This window comes from Gordonia sp. SMJS1, assembly GCF_029866425.1.
Taxonomy (GTDB): domain Bacteria; phylum Actinomycetota; class Actinomycetes; order Mycobacteriales; family Mycobacteriaceae; genus Gordonia; species Gordonia hongkongensis.
Window position 1 is genome coordinate 1400404 of record NZ_CP123381.1, and the last position, 22137, is coordinate 1422540.

Below are 22137 nucleotides of genomic sequence, written 5' to 3' on the forward strand. Positions count from 1 at the left end.
AACTAGCCGGCGGACTCCTTCTCAGCCCCCGCCGACTGACCGACTTCCACCGCCCGGTTCTGCTTCTTCTTGTTCCGCTTCGGCAACAGGGGGATGCGGGGCCGGGCGGTGAGCCATTTGCTGAACGGTAGGCGTAGGAGGACGTCGACGAGCGCCAGCGAGGCCGTCAGTACCAGCACGACCAAGATGATCGAGCGCAGGATCGCCGAATGCGGGAACCAGTCGAAGAGGCCGCTGAGGAATCCGACGCGTCCGAGGACGTCCAGGATCAGCGGGTGTACCGCGAAGACCCCGAAAGCGCGCAGGGTCGCCTGGGAGACCAGTTTTCCGCCGGCGGGCCGGCCGGCGGCGCGTCGGTCATCCCAGACGAGGCCGATCAGCCACAGCAGGACGAAGCCGCCGATGAACCAGGGGAGCGACACCGGGTTCCAGGCGGTGTTGGCCTTCCACGGCACGTTGCCCGGCGATGTCGCCAACAGGTATCCGGCAACGGTGAAGGCCGCGCAGCCCGCCGCGACCAGGACGACCATCGCCATGTGGTCGCGGAGCCAACGATCGACCGCCTCGCGATGCTGCGCGGCCAGCACGCCCATGGTGATGAAGAGCGCGTACATCGGCAGCGTCTTCCACAGGTGCTGGTAGGCGACGTCCCACACCTGACCCGACGGTCGGGGCAGGTACTGGTAGATGACGAACACCAGGAGCTGGATCGCGGTTCCGCCGGCCAGCATCAGCCACGGTCGGCCGCGGCCCCGCTCGAACAGCCACGAGATCAGTGGGAAGAACAGGTAGATCTGCATCGAGATCAGCAGGAAGTACAGCTGGTACTTGCCCTCGCCGACGAGGAGGTCGTGCGCGAGGCGCGGCGCCATCTCACTGATCGGCGGGAACGGATTGTCGGCGATGATGATGTGGTCGGTGATCGTGTAGATCAGCGTCCATGCCAGGTAGGGGCCGACGACGAGCCCGAAACGACGCCGCCAGAACTGCCACGGCGACATCTCCCGACCCTGCATGCTCAGCACGAGGACGTAGAGGGTCACCGCCACGAAGCCGTATCGGGTCAGGTGGCACAGGGTGCCGACGAGATTCGCGCCCCTGATCTCGTCGGCACCGCCGTTGATGGCGTTGATGCTGTGCGCGACGACCACGAAGGTGAACAGGACGACCCGGACGAAGTCGGCGGTGTGCGCCCGACCGCGGGGCTTGGTCGTGGGCGCGGGAGGGGCCGACTCGGCGGGACGGGGTGCCACGGTGGCGGAGTCCGGCGACTCGACAGCGGTGGCCGTGGTCTCGTCGTCGTCGGCGGTGCGCGCCGATCCTGATGCCGCGTGCACCAACGAAAAGACCTCCCCGGGTGAAACGGTAGAACGTATGCGGTAGGCAGTGTACGGACACAGGCTGGCAGGAACCTCAACGCCGGGGTGTCCTCAGTGGTGACGATCACAGCCGGAAATGTCCGGTTCGCACCCGGGTTCGATCGTACCGGCGCTCGCAATGCGACGCCGGGCGTCACACATCGTCGGGGATGTCCCGGCGGCTCCCGATGCCGAGCTTGCGGAAACTCTTGGCGACGTGGTTGCGCACCGTCGTGGTGGCGAGCCCGAGTTCAGCGGCGATCTCTTCGGCGGTGAGTCGTCTCGCGTACATCCGCAGCACCTCGCGTTCACGACCGGTCAGGCCGGCGACCCGGGGATCCGAGGATCTGCGATCGCGGAGCTGCCGCACGATCCGCGCACGTGCCGGCGTGGCGGTGGCGGTGTGGAACGCGGCGAGGTGGCTCGGCGGCGCCGCCAGTCCGGCGACCACCCACAGCGACACCGGATCGGCGATCCCGTGCCGTGCCGCCCGGTCGTAACCGGTGGCGACCCATTCGGCAGCTGTTCGGGGTCGGCCGCGGTCCCATTCGATCAGAGCGCGGGCCGCGTCACCGTGGTGGTCGCCGATGACCGCGGCCGCGGGCAACCGTTCGGCATCGACGAGCGCGACCTCGGCATCGTCGAGGGCGCCGGAAGCCGCCAGAGTCAGCGCGAGCCAGTGCCGGGCGATGCGTTCGTCGCTGCGGTGTCTGCTCCTGGCGAGCAGGCCGGCGGCCCGCCCGGCCTGAGTCGCCGCGGCGGGGAAGTCCGCGTCCTCGAAGTGCAGCTCGGAGCGGATGGTCGCGAGCCACGCGCGCATGCGGAGGTCGCCGAGTGATGTCGTCGACGCGGCGAGCGCGAGTTGCCGCCTCGCCGGGTCCGGGTCGCCGCTCGAGAGCAGGGCGCGGGCGCGCATCGCGTGGAGCTGCGCGTCCGCCAGCCCTTCCGCGGCGATTCGCCCGGAGTCCGGCAGCCGGGTGGCGAGGTTCGGGTCTCCGGCCAGATCGGACGCGAGGAACCACGCGGCCCATGCGGCGCCGCGCGAGACCGGGTCGGCGCTCTCCTGCAGTACGTGCCAGGGTGTCGCGGCGTCGGCCGGCCCGTGTAGGTGTCCAGCAGGGCTGCCGCCACCTGGCCGAGCGGATGGTTCTGTTCGCTGATCGTCCGCAGTTGTCGTCTCGCACCGTCCGGATCGGCATCTTTCAGAAAGGTCGAGACTGCCGCGGCGACGGCGATCGAGGGCGTGTCGAGTGGAGAGGTCGCGCGTATCCCGGCGAGTCGGGACCGGATCTCGTGGCCGGGCCGAGTGCCGAGCGCGAGTGCGTGCGCCCACGTGAACCCGGTGTCGGGGGTCGGATCCGACGCCCACGCGGAGCCGGCGAATCGTTCGGCCGCGTCGGGATCGCCGGATCGGAGGTGAAAAGCGCTGGCGGCCAGGAGGTCTGCGGAGGTCACCGGTTCGCCGACGACGAGGCCCCAGGTGGCACGCATGACGGGTGTCGTGGCGGCGGCATGAAGACGTTCGGCGAATCGCCGACGGCGTGCGGGCGTCACCGACCGCTCGACCGCGCCGGCGACGAGCGCGGAGATCGGGTGGGCGCCCGTCGCATCGGTGACGACGAACTCGTGGTCCTCGAGGAGGGTGATCGAGTCCAGTGCGTCAAGACGGGCGATGCACTCCCAGTCGAGCAGACCTTCGAGGACGACGAGCGCGAGGGTGTCGGCGCAGTCCCGGGGGAGAGCGGACAACCGGCGTCGAACGGCATCGACGACACCGCGTCCGGGCACGTTCTCGCGCGCCAGGGCGCAGATCAGCTCGGGGTTCCCCGCCGCGGCCGCGACGTCCGATCGGGCGCCGACCATGCGTCCCAGGACGGCCGCGGCCGAACCGTCCAACGGCCCCAACGCGAGGTTCGCCCATCGGCTGGTCCGCAGATGCCTCGTGATCGAGCCGGGCACGGCATCTTCGGTGGGCGCGGCAGCGAGGAGTCGTACCGGGCCCAGGTCGGTGAGTGCCATCAGGAACTCGAGGACGGTGGGGTCGGCGCGGTGGATGTCGTCGGCGATCACGAGGGTCGGCAGCTGTTCCCCGGCGATCAGGTCCCGCCGAAGCGCCTCGACGGGATCATCTGCGCCGGAACGAGCGTGGAGCGCGTGGAGTGACGTCGGTACGGTCACGATCTCGCGGCGCCATGGCTGCCTGCCCCCGAACTCCGCGAGGAGCCGGGATTTGCCGACGCCGAACGATCCGGTGACGAGCACCGCATCGTGTGTGTCGAGCAGACGGGTGAGCTCGTGGATCTCCGCGTCGCGCCCGACGAACGGCGGCGGAACGTGACCGGGGCCGGCCAGCCCGGCGAGGCGGATGCGACCGTCGGTCTGGTGCAGGCAGTCCGCGGGAAGGCGTTCGCGGAGGCGACTGAGGACGGTCCGTAAAGCGGCGTCGGGGTGTTGCGGCCTGGTCATGGGCCAGATCCCGGCAACCAGGTCCTTGCGGGTGATGCCGGTATGCCGGTGCCGGAGCAGCAGGACGAGCGCTCGATGTGCGGCGGGGCGTAGCGGAACCGGCCGGCCGTCGGCGTCGAGCAGCGTCACGACCGGCATCGTGCTGAACGCGACGGCTCGGCGATCGGCGTCCATGGGTGTCCGTGCTCCTCGAAGGCGTTTCCGATTCGGGCTTCTGGTTGATCAACAATTGATCATGACACCCGTTCCGCCGTCCAGCAGGGTGACCGGCATGAAGAAGATGATGATTCTCATGGTGTGTGCCGGGCTCTGCGCGATCGGTTGCATCGTCGGCGCGGGACTGGCTCTCACCTGGAACACCGGGCAGTCGGCGCTGATCGCCGGGGTCGGTGCGCTGGCGGCGGGCGCGCTCGCGGTCGTGTTCGTCGGTCGGGTGCGGGCCGAGAACCGGCGCCAGGGGACGAACTACACGATCTTCACCATCTGAGGTGTGTGGTGTGGCCGGGTGAGGTCGCTCGCGTAGACTCCCGCTGTCGGGGAGCCGCGCCACCGTGGGCTCTTCGCGGTCCGCCTTCGTAGCTCAGGGGATAGAGCAACCCTCTCCTAAAGGGTAGGTCGTAGGTTCGAATCCTACCGAGGGCACCAGCCTGGCCGTTCCACTGCGCGAGTCCCGTCTGGCGGGGTTTCGGCTAGGAACTCGCGCCGGATTTCGCGAACCGCCGACGGTAGACGAGTGGTGAGACGCCGACACTCGCGGCGAAATGGTGTCGCAGCAGCGTCGCCGACGTGAAGCCGACCTGGCGTGCCACCTCGTCGACGCTGGCGCTGGTCGTCTCGAGCAGGTTCTTCGCCGACAGCACTCGCTGTTCGGTCAGCCAGCGGCGAGGCGAGATGCCGACCTCGTCGACGAAGCGACGCGCAAAGGTACGTCCGGACATGTGCATCCGGGACGCCATGTCGTCGATGCTGATGTCGCGGTCGAGGTTGGCCGTCATCCACGCCAGGAGCGATCCGAAGCCCTCGTCGGTGCACGCCGGCATCGGGGCCTCGACGAACTGGCGTTGTCCGCCGTCGCGGTGTGGCGGCACGACCATGCGCCGCGCGATGCGGTTGGCGACGGCCGGTCCCCAGGATTCGCGGACCAGATGCAACGACGCGTCGATCCCGGCGGCTGTGCCGGCGCTCGTGGTCACGGGTCCGTCGTCGACGAAGAGGACGTCGGTGTCGACCTGCGCCTGGGGGAACATGCGCGCGAGATGGTCGCCGTAGCGCCAGTGGGTGGTGCACCGACGGCCGTCGAGGAGTCCGGCCGCGCCGGCGACGAACGCGCCCGAGCAGACGGTGAGGACACGTCCGCCGTTGTCGACGACCGCACGGATGGTGTCCAGGATCTCGGCGGGGTAGTCGCCGCTGACGCTTCCGCCGGGGATGACGACGAGATCGACGTCGCGGCACTCGTCCAGAGTGTGCGACACCTGGATCGACACCCCGTTGCCGACGGCCAGCGCGGTATCGGGGTCCGGTGTGGCGACCCGGAAGTCGAAGGCGGGGACGTCGTCGTCGGTGCGGTCGAGGCCGAACACCTCGTGCACGACACCGAATTCGAAGAGCGCGACGTGTCCGTACAGGAGGACACCAACCGAATGCAGCACCTGACCAGTATGGCAGATAATTTGCGAACATTGGCTATGCTGCCACTGGTGGCGGAATCGATGTGAGCGAAGGATAACTGCCATGATCACTGCATTCGTCGTTCTCGCCGTCCTGCTCACGCTGTCTGCCGCGGCCCTCACCTACGTCCAGCGACGCACGCCCGCGGGATGCCGCACGCCCGTCCAACGTCTGGTCGACTGGCTCGGTCGCACCCCCGACCGGCCCTACGGTCCCGACACCGAGCGTGTGGCAGCAGAACTGAGCATCCTCACCCGCCGCTACGACAAGCTCATCTGACCCGTCGGCCGCTGCGCTACCGTTGCGGGCGTGAGTTCACAGACTGTCCTCGTGACCGGCGCGACCAGTGGCATCGGGGCCGAGGTCGCCCGCCAGTTCGTCGCGAGGGGACACCGCGTCTACGGCACCACCCGCAATCCGGATTCCGTACGCAACCCGATCCAGGGCGTCACCTACGTCCGGCTCGACAACGCCGACTACGAATCCGCCGAGTCCTGCGCGGCCCTCGTCGGCGACGTGGACATCCTGATCAACAACGCCGGCGAGTCCCAGGCCGGTGCGCTCGAGGACACCTCGATGGCGGCCGTCGAAGATCTGTTCCGGGTCAACGTCTTCGGGCCGATCGCGCTGACCAAGGCGGTGTTGCCCGGCATGCGTCTCCGGCGCCGGGGCACGGTCGTGATGGTCGGGTCGATGTTGTCCAGCTTCCCGGTCGCCTTCCGGTCCAATTACGCCGCGACCAAGTCGGCGCTGAAGGCCTTCGCGCTCGCGTCGCGACGCGAGTTGGCGCCGTACGGGATACGGATGATCAGTGTCGAACCCGGCACGATCGCCACCGGCATCGGTGATCGCCGCAGCATTCACATCGGCGACGACTCGCCCTATCGCGCCGAGTACGAGACGCTCGCCGCCGCCACCCGGCGCAACGAGGACGCGGGCATCAGTGCGGCGAGCATGGCCACCCAGATCGTCGACGCCGCCCTGGCTGAGCATCCGAAGCCGTTCTACGCCAAGGGCAATCAGGCGGGGGTGGTCTTCCTGCTCCGGCGGCTCGCGCCGCGACAGCTGATCCTGGACATGACCGCGCGCAAGCACGGACTCCCGAAGGTGAAGATCTGACCGTGCGACTCACCTTGCGAGTCATCGGGATCGGGCCCGGCGGACCGCGTCAGATCACGCTGCAGGCGATCGACGCGATGGCCGACGTCGATGCCTTCCTCGCGCTGGAGAAGGGCACGGCGAAGAGCGGCCTGCTCGACGCACGCCGCGCCATCCTCGACGAGCATGCGCGCCAGGGGCATTCGCTGGTGGAGATCCCCGATCCGCCACGCGACCGGGAGCCGGCGGACTACGACGCCGAGGTCCGGCGCTGGCACGCCGCGCGCGCCGAGCTGATCGCCGGCGCACTGCGCGACGAGGTCGGCGACGGGGGGGTGGCCGCTTTCCTCGTCTGGGGCGACCCCGCCCTCTACGACAGCACGCTGCGGATCGTCGACGATCTCGCCGCCCGCGACGACCTCGAACTCGCTGTCGAAGTCATCCCCGGCGTGACCAGCGCGAGCGCGCTCACGGCGGCCCACGGCATCGTCGCCAATCGCGTCGGCGAACCGATCCACACGACCACGGGCCGACGCCTCGCGGAGACGCCCGCGGGCGCCGACGCGAATCAGATCGTGATGCTCGACGCCGACCTCACCTTCCGGCACACCGCCGACCCGGACGATCACATCTGGTGGGGCGCCTACGTCGGTACCGAGGACGAGATCCTGATCAGCGGCGAGGTCGGTGAGGTGACGGACCGGATCGTCGAAGCGCGCGCCGAGGCCCGGGACCGGATCGGCTGGATCATGGACATCTATCTGCTGCGGAAGAGTCGCCGCTAGCTGGGAGCGGGAGTGCTCACAGGTGTTCTCGCGCCACCAGTTCCACCGTCACGAGCATCGCGATGGAACTCACCGCGAGCAAGGCGATCAGCACGAACATCTGCATCGCCGCGGCCGCCCACACCGACGCCCCGCCGAGGACCATGCCGACGAACGCGCCGGGGATCGTGACGAGTCCCACCGACTTCGTCTGATCGAGGCCGGGAACGAGCGCGGTCGCCGAGGGCGGCCCGGCGATCTCCATCCGAGCGTCCCGCGGGTCGAAGCCGAGCGACAGCGCGGCTTCCACCTCGCCGCGGCGGACCGACAGCTCGTCATGCGCCCGGCGTCCGGCGAGCGAGGCGGTGACCATCGCGCCGCCGAGCATGATGCCGGCGGTGGGGATCACGGCGATGCCGCGAGCGGGAAGCACACCGACTGCCACCAGAGCGGTGACGATCGCGATCGTCGGCGCCGCCACCGGCCCGGCACACCACGCGGTTCCCGCCAGGCGGGGACCCCCCGGTCGCACGCGTCGGGCCGAGGTCGAGGACGCGGCGGTCGCCATCACCGCGACGAACAGCGCCGAGGCCCACAGGTGGGGGATGACGGCGGCGAGCACGGCAGCCAGCGCCGCGAGTTGCGCGCCGGCCCGGAGCGTGGCGACGACGGTCTCCCGGGCCAATCCGCTCCGACGGTTCACCAGCACGGCGACCACGGCCAACAGGACGACGGCCACCACCAGTGCAGGCCCGATGCGCACCACCGCGTCGCCGATGCCGTTCACCGGTTCAGTTCACCAGATCTGACGCAGCGCGCCGAGCATCTCCTCGCGGATCTCGCTGCGGCAGATGACGAAGTCCGGCATGTACGGATGCCGGTTGTTGTACACGATCTCCGACCCGTCGAGGCGACTGCAGTGCAGTCCGGCCGCCAGCGCGACCCCCACCGGCGCCGCGTTGTCCCACTCGTACTGACCGCCGGCGTGGACATAGGCATCGGCATCGCCGCGGACGACGGCCATCGCCTTCGCGCCGGCCGAACCGACCGGCACCATCTGCAGACCCAGTCGGTTCGCCACGTAACTGGTCTCATACGAGCCGCCCCACCGGGAGGTGACGAGACGCCGGGTCAGTTCGCCGGTGGTCTCCGCGACGGTGTCGGAACGGAACAGTTCACCCGTCGCGGGCAGCGACACCGACGCCTCGGTGACGATCCCGCTCTCGGTCAGCGCGACGTGTACGGCCCAGTCCGACGAGCCGCCGGCGAATTCCCTTGTGCCGTCCAGGGGGTCGATGATCCACACGCGCGACGCGGTGGCCCGGTCGCCGACGTCGGCGGCTTCCTCGGACAACACCGCATCGCGTGGCCGGTGTTTGCGGAGCACCGTCGAGATCCACGCCTGCGCAAGCGCATCGCCCACATCGCCGAGCATCGCGCCGCCGAGCAGGTCGCCCGAACGGATTCCGAGGAGTACTTCGCCGGCTCCCTGCGCGATCCGGGCGGCCAGCTCGGCGTCGGAAAGTCGGGAGTTCATCCCACAACTAGAGCACACTGGTGGCATGCCTGAGCTCCCAGAGGTGGCCGCCATCGCCGACTACGTCGACGGCCGTGCGGCCGGACTGCCGGTCCGCCGGGTCGACGTCGCGTCGTTGTCGGTACTGAAGACCGCGGACCCGCCCTACACGGCGCTGATGGACCGGATCGTCGAATCCGTCGGCCGGGTGGGGAAGTACCTGGTCATCCGTACCATTCCCGGTTCGGCGGCCACTGTGTCAGAGCCGTTGCTGCAGCTGGTCATCCATCTGTCGCGGGCGGGCTGGGTGCGGTGGAGCGAGGACCTGTCGCCCAAACCCCTGCGGCCGGGCGGGAAGAGCCCGATCGCCCTGCGCGTGCACTGCGGCCTACCCGGTGAGGGGTTCGACGTCACCGAGGCCGGGACGCAGAAACGACTCGCGGTGTGGCTGGTCCGCGACCTCGCCGACGTCGAACGGATCGCCGGTCTGGGACCCGACGCGCTCGAGCTGACGTCCGAACAGTTCGCCGAGATCCTCGCCGGCACCACCGGCCGGATCAAGAACGTGCTCACCGACCAGCACACCATCGCCGGGATCGGCAACGCCTACTCCGACGAGATCCTGCACACCGCACGCCTGTCGCCGTTCGCGTCGTCGAAAACACTGAAGGCCGACCAGGTCGCGACCCTCTACGACGCCATGCGCGGCGTGCTCACCGACGCGACCGGGCGTCTGGAGGGGCAGGCCGTCGCGCGGCTGAAGTCCGAGAAGCGCACCGGTCTGCGCGTGCACGCCCGCACCGGCCTGCCCTGTCCGGTGTGCGGCGACATCGTCCGCGAGGTGTCGTTCGCGGACCGGTCCTTCCAGTACTGCGCCACGTGCCAGACGGGCGGGAAGGTGCTGGCGGACCGTCGGATGTCGCGGTTGCTGAAGTAGGTCGCGCCGGGCGACCGGGAAGGCAGAACTTACCGGCCGGTAGCCTGATCCTCGTGACGACACGGCAGAGGATTCTCATCACGGGTGCGAGTTCGGGGCTCGGGGAAGGCATGGCCCGACGATTCGCCGCCCAGGGACGTTCGCTCGCCCTCGCGGCGCGCCGCCGCGAGAAGCTGGACGCGCTGGCCGGCGAACTGCGGCCCACCGCCGCACAGGTCGAGGTCGCGACGCTCGACGTCACCGACGTGGACGCCGTCCCCGAGGTCTTCGGGAGGCTGGCCGACGGTCTGGGCGGTCTCGACCGGGTCATCGTCAACGCCGGACTCGGCAAGGGCGCACCCCTCGGCACCGGCAAGGCCGCCGCGAACATCGAGACGGTGCAGACCAATCTCGTCGGCGCGCTGGCCCAGGCCGAGGCGGCGCTGGAGATCTTCCGCGCGCAGAACGCCGGGCACCTCGTGCTGATCAGCTCCATCTCGGGTGTTCGCGGCATGCCCAAGGCGCAGGCCGCCTATTCGGCGTCGAAAGCCGGGCTGACGGCGCTGGGGCAGGGACTCCAGGCCGAGTTCGCGTCGTCGCCGATCACGGTGTCGGTGGTCGCGCCGGGTTACATCGAGACCGATATCAACCGGGGCGTGAAGACGTCCCTGATGGTCGAGACCGACAAGGGCGTCGACGCGCTGGTCAAGGCGATCGAGGCGGAGAAGGACTGGGCCCCGGTGCCCGCGTGGCCCTGGACACCCATCGCGGCCGCGCTGAAGTTCCTGCCGGCGTCGGTCAGCCGCCGACTGGTCTGACTTCTGTGATTCGTTCAGACAGCCGATGTTTCGCGTTCGACCCGCGGGCTACCGTCACGGGATGCCTGTTCACCGATTGCCGCGGCTGACGGCTGTCGCCGTGGCAGGTGTTGCGGGGTTCGGCTTGCTCGCTGGTTGTGCTCCGTCGGTACCGGTCGATCGTGACCCGATCCCCTCGGTGTCGACGTCGGCGCCGGCGTCGACCAAGATCGTGACCGCCGGACCACAGCGCGACGAACGGCCGGTGATGAGACGGTTCCCGCTCCTGCTGGGGTCGGGGGTCGAGGGCTGGGCGGCCGGCACTCTCGGGGACGACTCATCGGACAGAGTTCCTGGACCATCCACGTACTGGTTCGACGCGGTCGTGCACGTTGGTACCGAGCGCGCGGCAGAGTGGGCGGGGCGGTACGGCGCCGACCCGGTGGCCCCGCCTGACTCGGTGGCGGGCGCGTTGCGCGACCTGGTGCCGCCCGGCGGCTTTCTCGGCGGGCCCGCCCTCGACCGTGCGTTTTCGTCACCGGAGTGGCGCGCGACGGTGTACCTGTCGCTGACGACGGGTCACGTGGTCGTCCTGGGTATCGACGACTGACCTGCGTAAGGTGGCCGTCGTGGCGAACAAGCAGGGACAAATGGTGGCCTCTGGCGCGTTTCAGGTGTTCGGCGCTCGACAGCGGGATCAGGTCGGCGAACTGCTCGGCGAGATCTTCGACCGCACGGACATCGCGGCGATGGGCTCCGACTGGCGGGGCATCGTCTACTTCACCCTCACCGACGACGAGACCACCGCCGCCGACACGGTTCTCGGCTTCGACCCGTCGAGCGGGACCTCGGGTGAGCTGGCCACCGTCGACGAGGTGTCCGAGGCCGTCCGGACCGGTGAAGTCGCCGAGGCCGTCGACGTGGCGAGCTTCGATGCGTGGCGGGAGGCGACCGGTACCCGCGCCCTGGACATGGGTGGCTGCGTGCCACCCGCCCTGTATGAATTCCTCGGCGGTGATCCCGCCGAACGAGACGTCGAGCCAACCGATCTCGTCACCTACGTGGCGACCGCGGCCGCCATCATGGGCCGCATCCAGTCGCTCGGCGTCGAACCCGGGGACGAGATCCCCGATGCGGTCTTCGACGAGGAGTACTGGACCTAACCGCCGGTTGAGCTTGTCGAAACCCTCAGACCGCGCGGCCCCGTCGTTCCCGGTACCACGTGACGAGGGCGTCGGTCGACGAATCGTCGTGCGTGTCAGGCGCTTCGGGTCGGGTGATGGTGCCGAGCAGTTCCTTGGCCTGGGTCTTGCCGAGTTCGACACCCCACTGGTCGAACGGGTTGATGCCCCAGATGGCGCCTTCGACGAAGACCTGGTGCTCGTAGAGCGCCACGAGCTGGCCGATCACCGACGGGGTGAGCTGGGGGGCGAGGATCGAGGTGGTGGGGCGGTTGCCCGGCATCACCTTGTGGGCCACGACATGTGCGGGTACGCCCTCGGCGGCGATCTCGTCGGCGGTCTTGCCGAAGGCGAGCACCTTGGTCTGGGCGAAGTAGTTGCTCATCAACAGGTCGTGCATGGAACCCGAGCCGTCGGGAGCGGTCGGCAGGTCGTCGGTGGGTTCGGCGAAACCGATGAAGTCCGCGGGCACCATCCGCGTGCCCTGGTGCAGCAGTTGGTAGAAGGCGTGCTGGCCGTTGGTTCCCGGTTCGCCCCAGAAGATCTCGCCGGTGTCGGTGGTGACGTGGTGGCCGCCGGCGGTGACCGACTTGCCGTTGGACTCCATCGTCAGCTGCTGCAGGTAGGCGGCGAAGCGGGCCATGTCGTTGCTGTACGGGAGCACCGCGCGAACGCCGACATCCCAGAAGTTGTTGTACCAGAGGCCGATCAGGCCGAGGATGACCGGCGCATTGCGTTCGAGGGGCTGGGTGCGGAAGTGCTCGTCGACCCGGTGGAAGCCGTCGAGGAACTCGGCGAAGCGTTCCTTGCCGATCGCGGCCATCACCGACAGCCCGATCGCGGAGTCGACCGAGTACCGGCCGCCGACCCAGTCCCAGAAGCCGAACATGTTGTCGGTGTCGATGCCGAACTCGGCCACTTCGGCGGCGTTGGTGCTGACGGCGACGAAATGCTTTGCCACGGCGTCGGAGTCGGCGTCGAGCGCCTGCAGGAGCCAGGTGCGTGCGGCGGCGGCGTTGGTGAGTGTCTCGAGAGTGGTGAAGGTCTTCGAGGCGATGATGAACAGTGTCGTCTCGGCGTCGAGGTCGGCGAGGGTGCCGACCAGGTCCGCGGGGTCGACGTTGGAGACGAAGTGGCAGCGGATCCCGGCGTCGACGTAGTGCCGTAGCGCCTGATAGACCATCACCGGACCGAGGTCGGAGCCGCCGATGCCGATGTTGACAACGTCGGTGATGGGTTTTCCGGTGTGGCCCTTCCACTCTCCGCTGCGGAGGCGGTCGGTGAACTCGCCCATCCGGGTGAGGACCTCGTGTACGTCGGCGACGACGTCCTGGCCGTCGACGGTCAGTGTCGCATCGGCCGGCAGGCGCAACGCGGTGTGCAGGACGGCGCGGTCCTCGGAGGTGTTGATGTGGGCGCCGGCGAACATGTCGTCGCGGATCTCCTCAAGACCGACCTCGCGGGCCAGGCTCATCAGGAGTTCGAGCGTCTCGCGCAGCACCCGGTGTTTCGAGTAGTCGATGTGCAGATCGCCGACGTCGACGGTGAGTTCGCGCCCGCGCGTGGGATCGATCGCGAACACCTCACGCAGGTGCATGGCGTACACATGCGGCTGATGAGCCGCGAGCGCCTGCCAGGACTGCGTCGCGGTGATGTCGCCGTGGTCGGTGCCGGTGAAGTCGCTGCCAGGTGCCTGGGTGCTCATGACCACCAACCTTATGTGCTCGGCGTCGTGCCCGCGACGGTCGTCACACGTGGCGCGCAGGCGTCACCGGATCACCGCGTCGTCGGTGTCCCGGGGCCGACAGGTCAGCGGCCCAGTGGCCCTCGCCCCAGACGCAGCAGCAGCATCGCGAGGGTGTGCCCCTCCTGGCCGAGATCCTGGAAGCGCTCGAGCACCTTCACCTCGCGGCTGTGGACCAGGCGAGGGCCGCCGGAGGCCATGCGTGCGGCACCGATCTTCTTCGACACCGCCGACCTGCGCTTGATCGCGGCGAGGATCACGGCGTCGAGCCGGTCGATCTCGAGCCGCAGCTGGTCGATGTCGTCGGGCAGGTCGCCGACCTCGGACGAGAGCTCGTACTTGTCGAGGTCGATCGAGTGCTCGAACGACGTGCCGCCGGACGGGCGGGGGTCCTGAGCGCCGGGGCTGGGGCTGCGGTCGGTCACGCGCCCGATTTTGCCACGACGCCCCGCGACGACCCGCATGCGGCCGAGTCACCCGACCCGACCACGACGCCGCTCGCGGCACATGGAAACTGGAGCGCATGCCCAACGCGCGGATGGTGTCCCTCGTCGCCCTGTCCCTGATCGTGGGTCAGCTGATCATCCGCGGCTGGCTCGTCGCGACGGGCAACTTCTACTGGGACGATCTGGTCCTCGTGGCACGCGCGTCGTCGAACCCGATCCTGTCCTGGGAGTACCTGGGCCACAGTCACGACGGGCACTTCATGCCGGCGGCGTTCCTGCTCGCCGGGGTGGCCACGTGGCTGGCGCCGCTGAACTGGGTGCTGCCGGCGCTGATGCTCGTGGTGATGCAGGCGATCGCGTCGGTGGCGGTGTGGCGGATGGTGCGGGTCATCGCGCCGCGCGCCCGCATCGGCGCACTCGTCGCGCTCGCGTTCTATCTGTTCAGTCCGATGACGGTGCCCGGCTTCGCCTGGTGGGCGGCCGGCCTCAACACCCTGCCCCTACAGGCGGCGATGGCGTGGATCGTCGCCGACGCGGTCCGCCTCGCGCGCGGTGACGTCGACGACGCGCGACGCCGGCTGGTGTGGGTCCGCTCGACGATCGTCTTCCTGATTGCGCTGGCGTTCTTCGAGAAGTCGTTGTTCATCCTCCCGGTGGCGCTGGTGGCCGCGGTCCTCGCGAACGGCGGCCCCCGCGCGACGACGGTGACGCTGCGGTCCGCCCGGGAGTTGTGGCTGGCGCTGACCGTCGTCGCCGCGTCGTGGGTGGCGGTGTACTTCGTCACCACCGACCCGACGTCGGGTGAGCATTCGGTGGCGCAGACCGCGCGCCTGGTCTGGCGGTCGGTGACCGATGCGATCGTGCCGTCGCTCGTCGGCGGGCCGTGGGAATGGGAGCGGTGGACGCCGAGTCCGCCGACCGGCTTCCCGCAGATGTGGATGATCGTCGGCGGCTGGCTGGTGCTGGTCGCGGTGACCTGGTGGGCGGTGGCCCGCAGACGCGGCGGCGCGGCGATCGTCGTGTGCGCGCTGATCTACGCCGTGGCCGCCCAGATCCCGGTGATGTGGAACCGGTCGAGCCCGCAGACGGCGATCGAACTCGCCCAGCACATGCGCTATCTCCCGGACACGGCGCTGGTGTTCACCATCGCTCTGGCCCTGCTGTGCGCCGCGCCGGCCCGGACCACCGAGGTGGGCGGACGGCATTCGCGCACGTCCGACGCCGCGGCCGGGCGAGATGAGGAGCGGTCGGCCGCGCTGCCCGCGTTCGCGTCCGTCGTCGGTGCGCTCGTCGTGGTGTCCGCGCTGGTGTCGCTGGTCTCGTTCTCGTCGTCGTGGCGGGACAACCCGACCGGCGACTACCTCGAGACCGCGACCGCGTCGCTGCACGACGCCGCGGCGCAGGGGCCGGGCGGCGTGACCATGCTCGACCAGTCCGTGCCCCTGGAGATCCTGCAACCCTTCGTCTACCCCGACAACCAGATCAGCCGCATCTTCGGCCGCGTGGAGCCCCGCCCCGACTTCGGGGTGGCCACCGACCGGTTGTTCGTGCTCGACACCGCGGGAAATCTCGTGCCCGGCGGCGTGACGCAGCGTCGCACCATCTACGCGGGGGCGGGGACCTGCCGGACCCCGGAGGTCGCCGGACCCACCCGACTGCGACTCGACGGGCCGCTCTTCTCCTGGCCCTGGACGATCGCGCTCAGCTACTGCGCGACCCGGGACGGCGAGATCGAGATCGCGCTGGCGGACGGGGAAGCGGTCCGGGCACCGGTCCGCGCGGGCCTGGGGTCGGTGTATGTCCGGGTCAACGGTGGCGGCGACCACGTCGATCTGCGGCCCCTGACGCCGGGGCTGCGGCTGCACACCGGTGCCGGCCGGGTGGGCGAGGCCGCCGAGGCGCGCTTCGCCGGCGGCTGAGTTTTAGTGGTGTGTCTCGGAAATAAGCGACTGGTCTCCGGCGCTCGATCGGCGCCTGGCTGCGTTGTCGTCGGTCGAGATAGCTCCGCTATCCCTCCCTCCTCCGCCTTGCCAGACCACCGATCGCTCCACCGGATACCGGCCACCTATTTCCGAGACACACCACTAGTCGTAGTAGAACGCGGAGATGTTGTCGCTCTGGTTCTCCGCGGCGATGAGGGCCCGCAGCGCCGACGCGGTCTCCTCCTCGGCGACGAAGTAGACGACCTGCGCGTCGCCCGCCGCGGCGACCTGCTGCTCCATCTGCTTGCGGAGCACCTCGGTGCCTTCCCAGGACGGATCGAAGGTGCCGCCGACGATGTGGTCCTGATACCCCTCACCGAAGGTGATGTGCATGTTGCCGTCGGTGCCGATGCCGTCGAAGACGTAGTCGCCGCGCTTGATCGCGTAGTAGCTCGGCAGGCCGGTCACGCCGGAGCCGAACCGGGCCTGTGCCGGTTCCTTGTTGCCGGTGCGGACGTAGACGATCTCGGTGTTGGTCTGCTTCTCGTTGTTGTCGATGAGATCGTTCAGTTCGTCTGTGGTCGCGTCGATGAACGCGAGATAGGTGAAGGTGTACCGCGACGCGATGTTGGTGTCCGGCGGGAGGTTGGTCGCCGCGCAGCGGGTGGTTCCGTTGCGTCCGAAGTCGACCCGCAGGACCACCTTGCACTCACCGCCGACGGCGCCGGGCGGGCGGTTGCCGACCGCGAAGTTCAGCGTCAGGCCGTAGTTGAAGTGGCCGCGGACGTCGTCGGCGTACGGGCTGCCCTGCACGGTGTAGTCGAAGGCGCAGGACGAGGTGGTGCACGCACCCGTCTGGCGCGAGGACACCACCGGCTGCTCCATCCAGAGGCCGGGGGCGGGCACCGACAGCAGATCCGAGACGAGTGCACGCTGGTTCGCGAACACCTTCTGGGCCTGGTCGGCCGGCTGCAGGCTGACCGCGGCGTCGATGTCGTAGGTGACCGGGCCCTGCACGCTCTGACCCTTGACGTTCGTGACGTTCTTCGTCTCCGGGTCGAAGGTGACCTCCCACGCCCCGATCTTCACCTTGTCGTCGCCGACGAACTCGATCGGCGGGTCGGTGGTGGGCCAGCGCCGGGCGTCGGGGGTGCCCTTGTTGGGCGCCGGGAGTTCCGCCCCGAGCTGCGGCGCGTCGCCGTTCTCGATGTTGCCGATGTCGCCGGCGAGGTTGTCCGGGCCGAGGATCGTGCCCAGGCGCGGCAGGCTGGTGAAGCGGGTGGAGGCCCACTTGTTGTCGAGCGGGGCGGCGTCGAGATTCGTCTTCTCGGCGTCGACGAGGAGTTCGTTCCACAGAGCGCCGGGGGCGCTGAGGAACGGGCTGTTGCCGATCTGCCGGTACTCGCCCTGCTGTGAGCCCAGGGTGATCGTGCCCTCGGCGGTGTTCGACGTGGTGACGATCAGGTCGTCGAACTCGACCGTCCCCTCGCCGCGCTCGTCGTCGTACTTGTAGGTGACCTTGCCGGTGAACTTCGCCGCCGGGCTCGTCGCCATCTTGAACAGCACCTCGTCGAGGCTCTTCTGCGCACGGAAGGCGGGGGTGGGCTCCACGGTGCCGGCGCTGCTGAACGGGACGAACGACAGGACGAGCGCGATGACGAGGGCCAGTGCTCCGACACCGAGGGCGATGGCGGCGGGGACGATGGACGGTCTCTTCATGGCGCCTCTTCCTGCTCGCCGGGGCGTCGTCGCCGCGTGCGAGTTGTTCGCAGACAGGGCACCCCGAGCCGGTGATACCGCGTCATATTAGCCGCGGGACACGGCGATCGGGGCCTCAACCCACGGGGCCGGTCGGCTGTTCGGTCGACCACGTGCCGGGGTGGAGCGGACCGGCCGACGGGGGTCTGTCGGCGGTGGCGGGTAACCTGGACAACCGATGAACAGCTCTTTTTCTGCCCCTCTTCTCGCCGGTCGCGCGGGCGCCGCTCCCTCGGGTGCGGCCGCCGACGACCGGGTCGCGCGCCTGCTCGACGGTCTCAACCCGCAACAGCGCGCCGCGGTGCTCCACGCCGGCGCGCCGTTGCTGATCGTGGCGGGCGCGGGCTCGGGCAAGACGGCGGTGCTGACCCGCCGGATCGCCTACCTGCTCGCCGCGCGGGACGTCACGCCCGGGCAGATCCTGGCCATCACCTTCACCAACAAGGCCGCCGCGGAGATGCGCGAGCGGGTCATCGACCTCGTCGGCCCCCGCGCCGCCTACATGTGGGTCTCGACCTTCCACTCCACATGCGTGCGCATCCTCCGGGCGCAGTCGGGGTTGCTGGAGAAGATGAACTCCAACTTCTCCATCTACGACGCCGACGACTCGAAGCGGTTGTTCGGCATGGTCATCCGTGACCTCGACCTCGACCCCAAGAAGTTCAGCCCGCGCGGCGTCTCGGTGGCCGTGTCGAACTTCAAGAATGAACTGATCTCGCCCGACGAGGCGCTGGCCGCAGCACCCGAGGACGACCCGACGTCGACGACGATCGCGCATATCTACGCCGAGTACCAGCGCCGTCTGCGCGCCGCGAACGCCTTCGACTTCGACGATCTTATCGGGGAGACCGTCGCTCTGCTGCATCGGCATCCGCAGGTCGCGGAGTATTACCGGCGCCGGTTCCGTCACGTCCTCGTCGACGAGTACCAGGACACCAACCACGCGCAGTACGTGCTCATCCGCGAACTGGTGGGGGAGCAGACCACCGCGAGTGGCCTGGAGCCGTCGGAGCTGTGCGTCGTCGGCGACGCCGACCAGTCGATCTACGCCTTCCGCGGCGCCACCATTCGCAATATCGAGGAGTTCGAACGCGATTTCCCGTCCGCCGAAACCGTTCTGCTCGAACAGAACTACCGGTCGACACAGACGATCCTGTCGGCGGCCAACGCCGTCATCGCGCGCAACTCGAACCGGCGCGAGAAGAAGTTGTGGACCGATTCCGGGGACGGCGAACTCATCGTCGGCTACGTCGCCGACTCCGACCGTGACGAGTCGACGTTCATCGCCAAGGAGATCGAGGAACTCACCGACTACTCGATCGGCGGGTCGTCGAGTCACAAATACTCCGACATCGCGGTGTTCTACCGCACCAACACCGGCTCGCGTGCGATCGAGGAGGTGTTCGTCCGGCACGGGATTCCGTACAAGGTCGTCGGCGGCACCAAGTTCTACGAGCGCAAAGAAGTGCGGGATGTGGTGGCCTACCTGCGGGTGGTCGCCAACCCCGACGACTCGGTCAGCCTGCGCCGGATTCTCAACACGCCTCGGCGCGGTATCGGCGATCGCGCGGAAGCCTGCGTCGCCGTGCATTCGGAGAACACCGGACGGAGCTTCTACGAGTCGCTGATGGACGCTGCCGAGGGCAAGGTCGCATTGCTCAACACGCGGGCGGTCAAGCAGATCGGCGGGTTCGTCGAACTCATCGAAGGGCTCCGGTCGGACTTCCTGACCCACTTCGGCGAGGCCGGCACGGAGGACGCGGATGTGGCCTTCCTCGATGCCACCGAGGAGTCGGCCGACATCGGTGAACTCGTCGACGCGATCGTCGAGCGCACCGGCTACCGCGCCGAACTCGAGGCGTCCAACGATCCGCAGGACGGCGCACGCCTCGACAACATCAACGAACTCGTCGCCGTGGCACGGGAATTCAGTGCCGACGCCGCGCAGGTCGACGCCGATGCCGACGACCCCGACGTCGAGGTGGACCGCGAGGGCGAGCCCGAACCCGGTTCGCTCGCAGCGTTTCTCGAGCGGGTCTCACTCGTCGCCGACGCCGACCAGGTGCCCGACGAGGGCGAGGGCGTGGTCACGATGATGACCCTGCACACCGCCAAGGGCCTCGAGTTCCCGGTCGTCTTCGTCACCGGTTGGGAGGACGGCCATTTCCCGCACATGCGCGCGCTCGGCGACCCGGCCGAGCTGAGCGAGGAACGGCGCCTGGCCTACGTCGGGATCACGCGCGCCAAGCAGCGTCTGTACCTCACCCGGTCGGTCACCCGCGCCTCCTGGGGGCAGCCGGTGTCGAACCCGGAATCCCGCTTCTTGCAAGAGATCCCGCAACACCTCGTCGACTGGCGCCGAACCGAACCCAAGCGCTCCATGCGCGGCTTCGGCGGATCGTCGGGCGGCGTGTTCGGCCGCGACGGGGCATTCTCCGGTTCGGGTGGTTCGTCGATGGGCCGTGGCCGGTCGTCGTACTCGTCGGATCCGGCCCGCGGACGCAACAAGCAGGTTCAGCTCGACATCGGCGACCGACACAACCATCCGAAGTACGGCATGGGCAAGGTCGTGGCCAAGGAGGGCAGCGGCGCCACCGAACGCGTCACCATCGACTACGGCGGCAGCGCGGGACGCGTCACACTTCTCACCGCGGGCGGGATTCCCGGGGACAAGCTGTAAGGCTGGATTAGCGTGGAGCGCGCGCCCGATCCCTGATCCGAAAGAAGTGACCCCTACTGCTCCCTGAGGAGCGCCCGGAGCTTGCGGAGGGCGCGTCACGAAGGGTCCTGGTGAGATGCGGTTGTGTCGTTCTTCCGGATCAGGGAGCGGAGTGAAACGCTCGCCAGCTCATTCCCCGGTTCGATTGGAAATTCTCGTCCCCGTCAGCATGGCCGAAGGGCAATGTGCCCTTCAATCATGCTGAGATGGACGAGAATTTACGTCAGTTCGCAATCCGGCCAGGTATCACTACGGATGCGCAGCGTGAGCACGCTGGAATGGCGCCACCAAGCAACAGGAGGTGACCTGTGGAGCCTTCTGCTAGCCGGTGTAACCGGAGAGCTTCACGCCCTTGGCGGCGAGCCAGGGCACGGGGTCGATTTTGGTGTTGCCGTTCTTCCACACCTCGAAGTGCAGGTGCGGGCCGAACGAAAAGCCCTCGTTGCCCACCAGGGCGATGACGTCGCCGGCGGTGACGCGCTGGCCTTCGGTGACCAGGACGCCCGAGGAGGCCATGTGGCCGTACATGGTGACCGTGCCGTCGGCGGCCTGGATCTGAACCCAGTGGCCGTATCCCGACGCGGGCTCGGCCTTGGTCACGACACCGTCGGTGGCGGCGTGGATCGGGGTTCCGAGGGGAGCGGCCATGTCGATGCCGCCGTGCATGGTGCCCCAGCGCATCGCGAAGGCGGAGGTGAAGTCGTAGCTGCCGAGGGGGATCGGCGAGGTGAAGAGCGGGCGCCGGGCCAGGGCCTCGCGACGATCCTGGTCGGCCGCCATCTTGGCGCCCACACCCAGCTGGTTGGTGAAGACGTTCATCTGGTCGGTGTGTGCGGTCGCAGCAGCGACGCCGGGGCCCAGTTCCACGGGTGCGGCGCCCGGAGCGGTGGCGTCGTTGACGGCCGCGGCGTTCACGGGTGCGGGCGCCTCGTCGTTCGTGCCGACCTGAGCGACCGCGGCGACGGCCGCGCCGGCGGCCATGGCGATGAGGGCTGCGCGTCCGCCCTTGAGGGCGTTCGGCGGCGCCGCGATGCGGTGCTTGCCGCCACGTCGGACCCGTTGTCCGGCCGGATTCGTCCGGAAGGGGCGATGCTCGGTGTCGTCATCGAGATCGTCGTCGTCGAGCGAATGGAGTTCGCCCCCGTCGAAGCTGTCGAGCTCGGCGCCCTCGACGTCGAACGGCTCGTCGTGCTCGTACTGATCGAACTCGTGCTCGGGGATCAGGATGTCCTGAGTGATCTCCGAACGGGTGGGACGGTAGTAGCCCTGCCACGACGACGGCGTCCAGCCGGCGTCGGAGTGCTCGCGAGTGGAGGTGTCGGAGTCTGCGAAGTCGAACTCGAAGTCGGTGAGGTCGTACCCGGCCGCATCGTCGGTGTCGACGATGGGGATGATCGTGGTCATCTCTTCCGCTGTGACGTCATCGATCAACCCGCCCGATCGGACGCGGCCCGATCCGCGTGAGACACCGAGTCCCGCCAAATCGTCCACCTCATCTCTTCGCTACCGCATCTCGTCGCCAGCGGATCGAAGTCACCGTCCGTAATCCTTCTGTGACCACCGCTGAGAGCCGACGGTAACGAAATGATTGCGGCAAGTCCAACCGTAGAAAGCGACAAACCGGCATATTGTGAGCTGAGTCACAAGACTGGGTCGCCGAGTATAGAAATTGCCGGATTTTCTGTTCACTACAGCAAATTCAACCTGTGAAGACCGCGCGCCGATGGATTCTGCGGTCGTCGCAGTTCATGGGGTCGGACCGACGCTGTGGACCTCACGTC

At 68.7% G+C, this 22137-nt stretch carries 20 protein-coding genes and 1 tRNA gene; 11 read left to right on the top strand and 10 right to left on the bottom strand.

What is annotated here, in order from left to right; all coding sequences use genetic code 11:
• Nucleotides 1-2: 2 nt before the first annotated feature.
• From QAD21_RS06385 to QAD21_RS06395, 3 genes are all read right to left on the bottom strand, one after another.
• Nucleotides 3-1337: an acyltransferase gene (locus QAD21_RS06385; protein WP_280360873.1), complete on the bottom strand. Its 1335-nt coding sequence runs from the start codon at nucleotides 1335-1337 to the stop codon at nucleotides 3-5.
• Between the two features lie 175 nt (nucleotides 1338-1512).
• Nucleotides 1513-1650: a LuxR C-terminal-related transcriptional regulator gene (locus QAD21_RS06390; RefSeq protein WP_280361626.1), complete on the bottom strand. Its 138-nt coding sequence runs from the start codon at nucleotides 1648-1650 to the stop codon at nucleotides 1513-1515.
• A 374-nt stretch (nucleotides 1651-2024) separates the two neighbouring features.
• Nucleotides 2025-3998: a hypothetical protein gene (locus QAD21_RS06395; RefSeq protein ID WP_280360875.1), complete on the bottom strand. Its 1974-nt coding sequence runs from the start codon at nucleotides 3996-3998 to the stop codon at nucleotides 2025-2027.
• Nucleotides 3999-4059: 61 nt separating this feature from the next.
• Between QAD21_RS06395 and QAD21_RS06400 the strand changes: the two genes are divergently transcribed.
• Together QAD21_RS06400 and QAD21_RS06405 are read left to right on the top strand one after the other, a co-directional pair.
• Entirely contained in the window at nucleotides 4060-4311 is a 252-nt protein-coding gene (locus QAD21_RS06400; RefSeq protein WP_139104601.1) for a hypothetical protein, read from the top strand.
• Nucleotides 4312-4393: 82 nt separating this feature from the next.
• A tRNA-Arg gene (locus QAD21_RS06405) sits at nucleotides 4394-4469 on the top strand.
• A 44-nt stretch (nucleotides 4470-4513) separates the two neighbouring features.
• Here the strand turns inward: QAD21_RS06405 and QAD21_RS06410 are convergent.
• Complete coding sequence (locus tag QAD21_RS06410) at nucleotides 4514-5476, bottom strand: helix-turn-helix domain-containing protein (RefSeq protein ID WP_065630810.1); 963 nt, start codon at nucleotides 5474-5476, stop codon at nucleotides 4514-4516.
• Between the two features lie 82 nt (nucleotides 5477-5558).
• Between QAD21_RS06410 and QAD21_RS06415 the strand changes: the two genes are divergently transcribed.
• The 3 genes from QAD21_RS06415 to cobF are packed head-to-tail and all read left to right on the top strand — an operon-like array spanning nucleotide 5559 to nucleotide 7378.
• On the top strand, nucleotides 5559-5774 hold the full coding sequence (locus QAD21_RS06415) for a hypothetical protein (protein WP_137808953.1): 216 nt from the start codon (nucleotides 5559-5561) through the stop codon (nucleotides 5772-5774).
• Nucleotides 5775-5804: 30 nt separating this feature from the next.
• Nucleotides 5805-6614 (top strand): SDR family oxidoreductase, encoded by an 810-nt coding sequence (locus tag QAD21_RS06420; protein ID WP_068972458.1) that lies wholly within the window; start codon nucleotides 5805-5807, stop codon nucleotides 6612-6614.
• A 2-nt stretch (nucleotides 6615-6616) separates the two neighbouring features.
• Entirely contained in the window at nucleotides 6617-7378 is a 762-nt protein-coding gene (gene cobF, locus QAD21_RS06425) for a precorrin-6A synthase (deacetylating) (RefSeq protein WP_137808952.1), read from the top strand.
• Nucleotides 7379-7394: 16 nt separating this feature from the next.
• Here the strand turns inward: cobF and QAD21_RS06430 are convergent, their stop codons facing one another.
• Together QAD21_RS06430 and QAD21_RS06435 are read right to left on the bottom strand one after the other, a co-directional pair.
• Complete coding sequence (locus QAD21_RS06430) at nucleotides 7395-8144, bottom strand: ABC transporter permease (RefSeq protein WP_280360878.1); 750 nt, start codon at nucleotides 8142-8144, stop codon at nucleotides 7395-7397.
• Nucleotides 8145-8153: 9 nt separating this feature from the next.
• Nucleotides 8154-8894 (bottom strand): 3'(2'),5'-bisphosphate nucleotidase CysQ, encoded by a 741-nt coding sequence (locus QAD21_RS06435; protein WP_058251552.1) that lies wholly within the window; start codon nucleotides 8892-8894, stop codon nucleotides 8154-8156.
• Between the two features lie 25 nt (nucleotides 8895-8919).
• Here QAD21_RS06435 and QAD21_RS06440 point away from each other — a divergent pair, with 25 nt between their 5' ends.
• The 4 genes from QAD21_RS06440 (at nucleotide 8920) to QAD21_RS06455 (ending at nucleotide 11749) form a co-directional block, all read left to right on the top strand.
• Nucleotides 8920-9810 (top strand): DNA-formamidopyrimidine glycosylase family protein, encoded by an 891-nt coding sequence (locus tag QAD21_RS06440; protein ID WP_280360880.1) that lies wholly within the window; start codon nucleotides 8920-8922, stop codon nucleotides 9808-9810.
• Nucleotides 9811-9863: 53 nt separating this feature from the next.
• On the top strand, nucleotides 9864-10607 hold the full coding sequence (locus QAD21_RS06445; RefSeq protein WP_058251550.1) for an SDR family oxidoreductase: 744 nt from the start codon (nucleotides 9864-9866) through the stop codon (nucleotides 10605-10607).
• Between the two features lie 61 nt (nucleotides 10608-10668).
• Nucleotides 10669-11196, top strand: coding sequence for a hypothetical protein (locus tag QAD21_RS06450; protein WP_137808950.1), 528 nt, complete (start codon nucleotides 10669-10671; stop codon nucleotides 11194-11196).
• A gap of 19 nt (nucleotides 11197-11215) precedes the next feature.
• A complete protein-coding gene (locus tag QAD21_RS06455; RefSeq protein ID WP_280360882.1) occupies nucleotides 11216-11749 on the top strand; it encodes a hypothetical protein in 534 nt (177 codons plus the stop codon).
• Between the two features lie 25 nt (nucleotides 11750-11774).
• On the opposite strand, the gene pgi is transcribed toward QAD21_RS06455, so the two are convergent.
• Together pgi and QAD21_RS06465 are read right to left on the bottom strand one after the other, a co-directional pair.
• Nucleotides 11775-13472 (bottom strand): glucose-6-phosphate isomerase, encoded by a 1698-nt coding sequence (pgi, locus tag QAD21_RS06460; RefSeq protein ID WP_280360884.1) that lies wholly within the window; start codon nucleotides 13470-13472, stop codon nucleotides 11775-11777.
• A 104-nt stretch (nucleotides 13473-13576) separates the two neighbouring features.
• Nucleotides 13577-13936 (bottom strand): chorismate mutase, encoded by a 360-nt coding sequence (locus QAD21_RS06465; protein ID WP_033203695.1) that lies wholly within the window; start codon nucleotides 13934-13936, stop codon nucleotides 13577-13579.
• A gap of 98 nt (nucleotides 13937-14034) precedes the next feature.
• On the opposite strand from QAD21_RS06465, the gene QAD21_RS06470 reads away from it, so the two are divergent.
• Nucleotides 14035-15876 (top strand): hypothetical protein, encoded by a 1842-nt coding sequence (locus QAD21_RS06470; RefSeq protein WP_280360887.1) that lies wholly within the window; start codon nucleotides 14035-14037, stop codon nucleotides 15874-15876.
• A gap of 165 nt (nucleotides 15877-16041) precedes the next feature.
• Here QAD21_RS06470 and QAD21_RS06475 read toward each other — a convergent pair whose 3' ends face one another.
• Nucleotides 16042-17598, bottom strand: a complete 1557-nt coding sequence (locus tag QAD21_RS06475; RefSeq protein WP_065631784.1) for a hypothetical protein — start codon at nucleotides 17596-17598, stop codon at nucleotides 16042-16044.
• A 217-nt stretch (nucleotides 17599-17815) separates the two neighbouring features.
• Here QAD21_RS06475 and QAD21_RS06480 point away from each other — a divergent pair, with 217 nt between their 5' ends.
• Nucleotides 17816-20317 carry a UvrD-helicase domain-containing protein gene (locus QAD21_RS06480; RefSeq protein ID WP_280360889.1) on the top strand — a complete coding sequence of 834 codons (2502 nt, stop codon included), beginning with the start codon at nucleotides 17816-17818 and terminating at the stop codon, nucleotides 20315-20317.
• Nucleotides 20318-20677: 360 nt separating this feature from the next.
• Here QAD21_RS06480 and QAD21_RS06485 read toward each other — a convergent pair whose 3' ends face one another.
• Nucleotides 20678-21847 (bottom strand): M23 family metallopeptidase, encoded by a 1170-nt coding sequence (locus QAD21_RS06485; protein ID WP_280360891.1) that lies wholly within the window; start codon nucleotides 21845-21847, stop codon nucleotides 20678-20680.
• Nucleotides 21848-22137: the final 290 nt, after the last annotated feature.

Bases quoted from the DNA above. Each gene is read 5' to 3' on its own strand.
- QAD21_RS06415 (WP_137808953.1), top strand. From the start codon at position 5,559: ATGATCACTGCATTCGTCGTTCTCGCCGTCCTGCTCACGCTGTCTGCC.
- QAD21_RS06390 (WP_280361626.1), bottom strand. From the start codon at position 1,650: ATGTACGCGAGACGACTCACCGCCGAAGAGATCGCCGCTGAACTCGGG.
- QAD21_RS06450 (WP_137808950.1), top strand. From the start codon at position 10,669: ATGCCTGTTCACCGATTGCCGCGGCTGACGGCTGTCGCCGTGGCAGGT.
- QAD21_RS06395 (WP_280360875.1), bottom strand. From the start codon at position 3,998: ATGGACGCCGATCGCCGAGCCGTCGCGTTCAGCACGATGCCGGTCGTG.
- QAD21_RS06440 (WP_280360880.1), top strand. From the start codon at position 8,920: ATGCCTGAGCTCCCAGAGGTGGCCGCCATCGCCGACTACGTCGACGGC.
- QAD21_RS06480 (WP_280360889.1), top strand. From the start codon at position 17,816: ATGAACAGCTCTTTTTCTGCCCCTCTTCTCGCCGGTCGCGCGGGCGCC.
- QAD21_RS06435 (WP_058251552.1), bottom strand. From the start codon at position 8,894: ATGAACTCCCGACTTTCCGACGCCGAGCTGGCCGCCCGGATCGCGCAG.
- QAD21_RS06400 (WP_139104601.1), top strand. From the start codon at position 4,060: ATGACACCCGTTCCGCCGTCCAGCAGGGTGACCGGCATGAAGAAGATG.
- QAD21_RS06475 (WP_065631784.1), bottom strand. From the start codon at position 17,598: ATGAAGAGACCGTCCATCGTCCCCGCCGCCATCGCCCTCGGTGTCGGA.
- pgi (WP_280360884.1), bottom strand. From the start codon at position 13,472: ATGAGCACCCAGGCACCTGGCAGCGACTTCACCGGCACCGACCACGGC.
- QAD21_RS06470 (WP_280360887.1), top strand. From the start codon at position 14,035: ATGCCCAACGCGCGGATGGTGTCCCTCGTCGCCCTGTCCCTGATCGTG.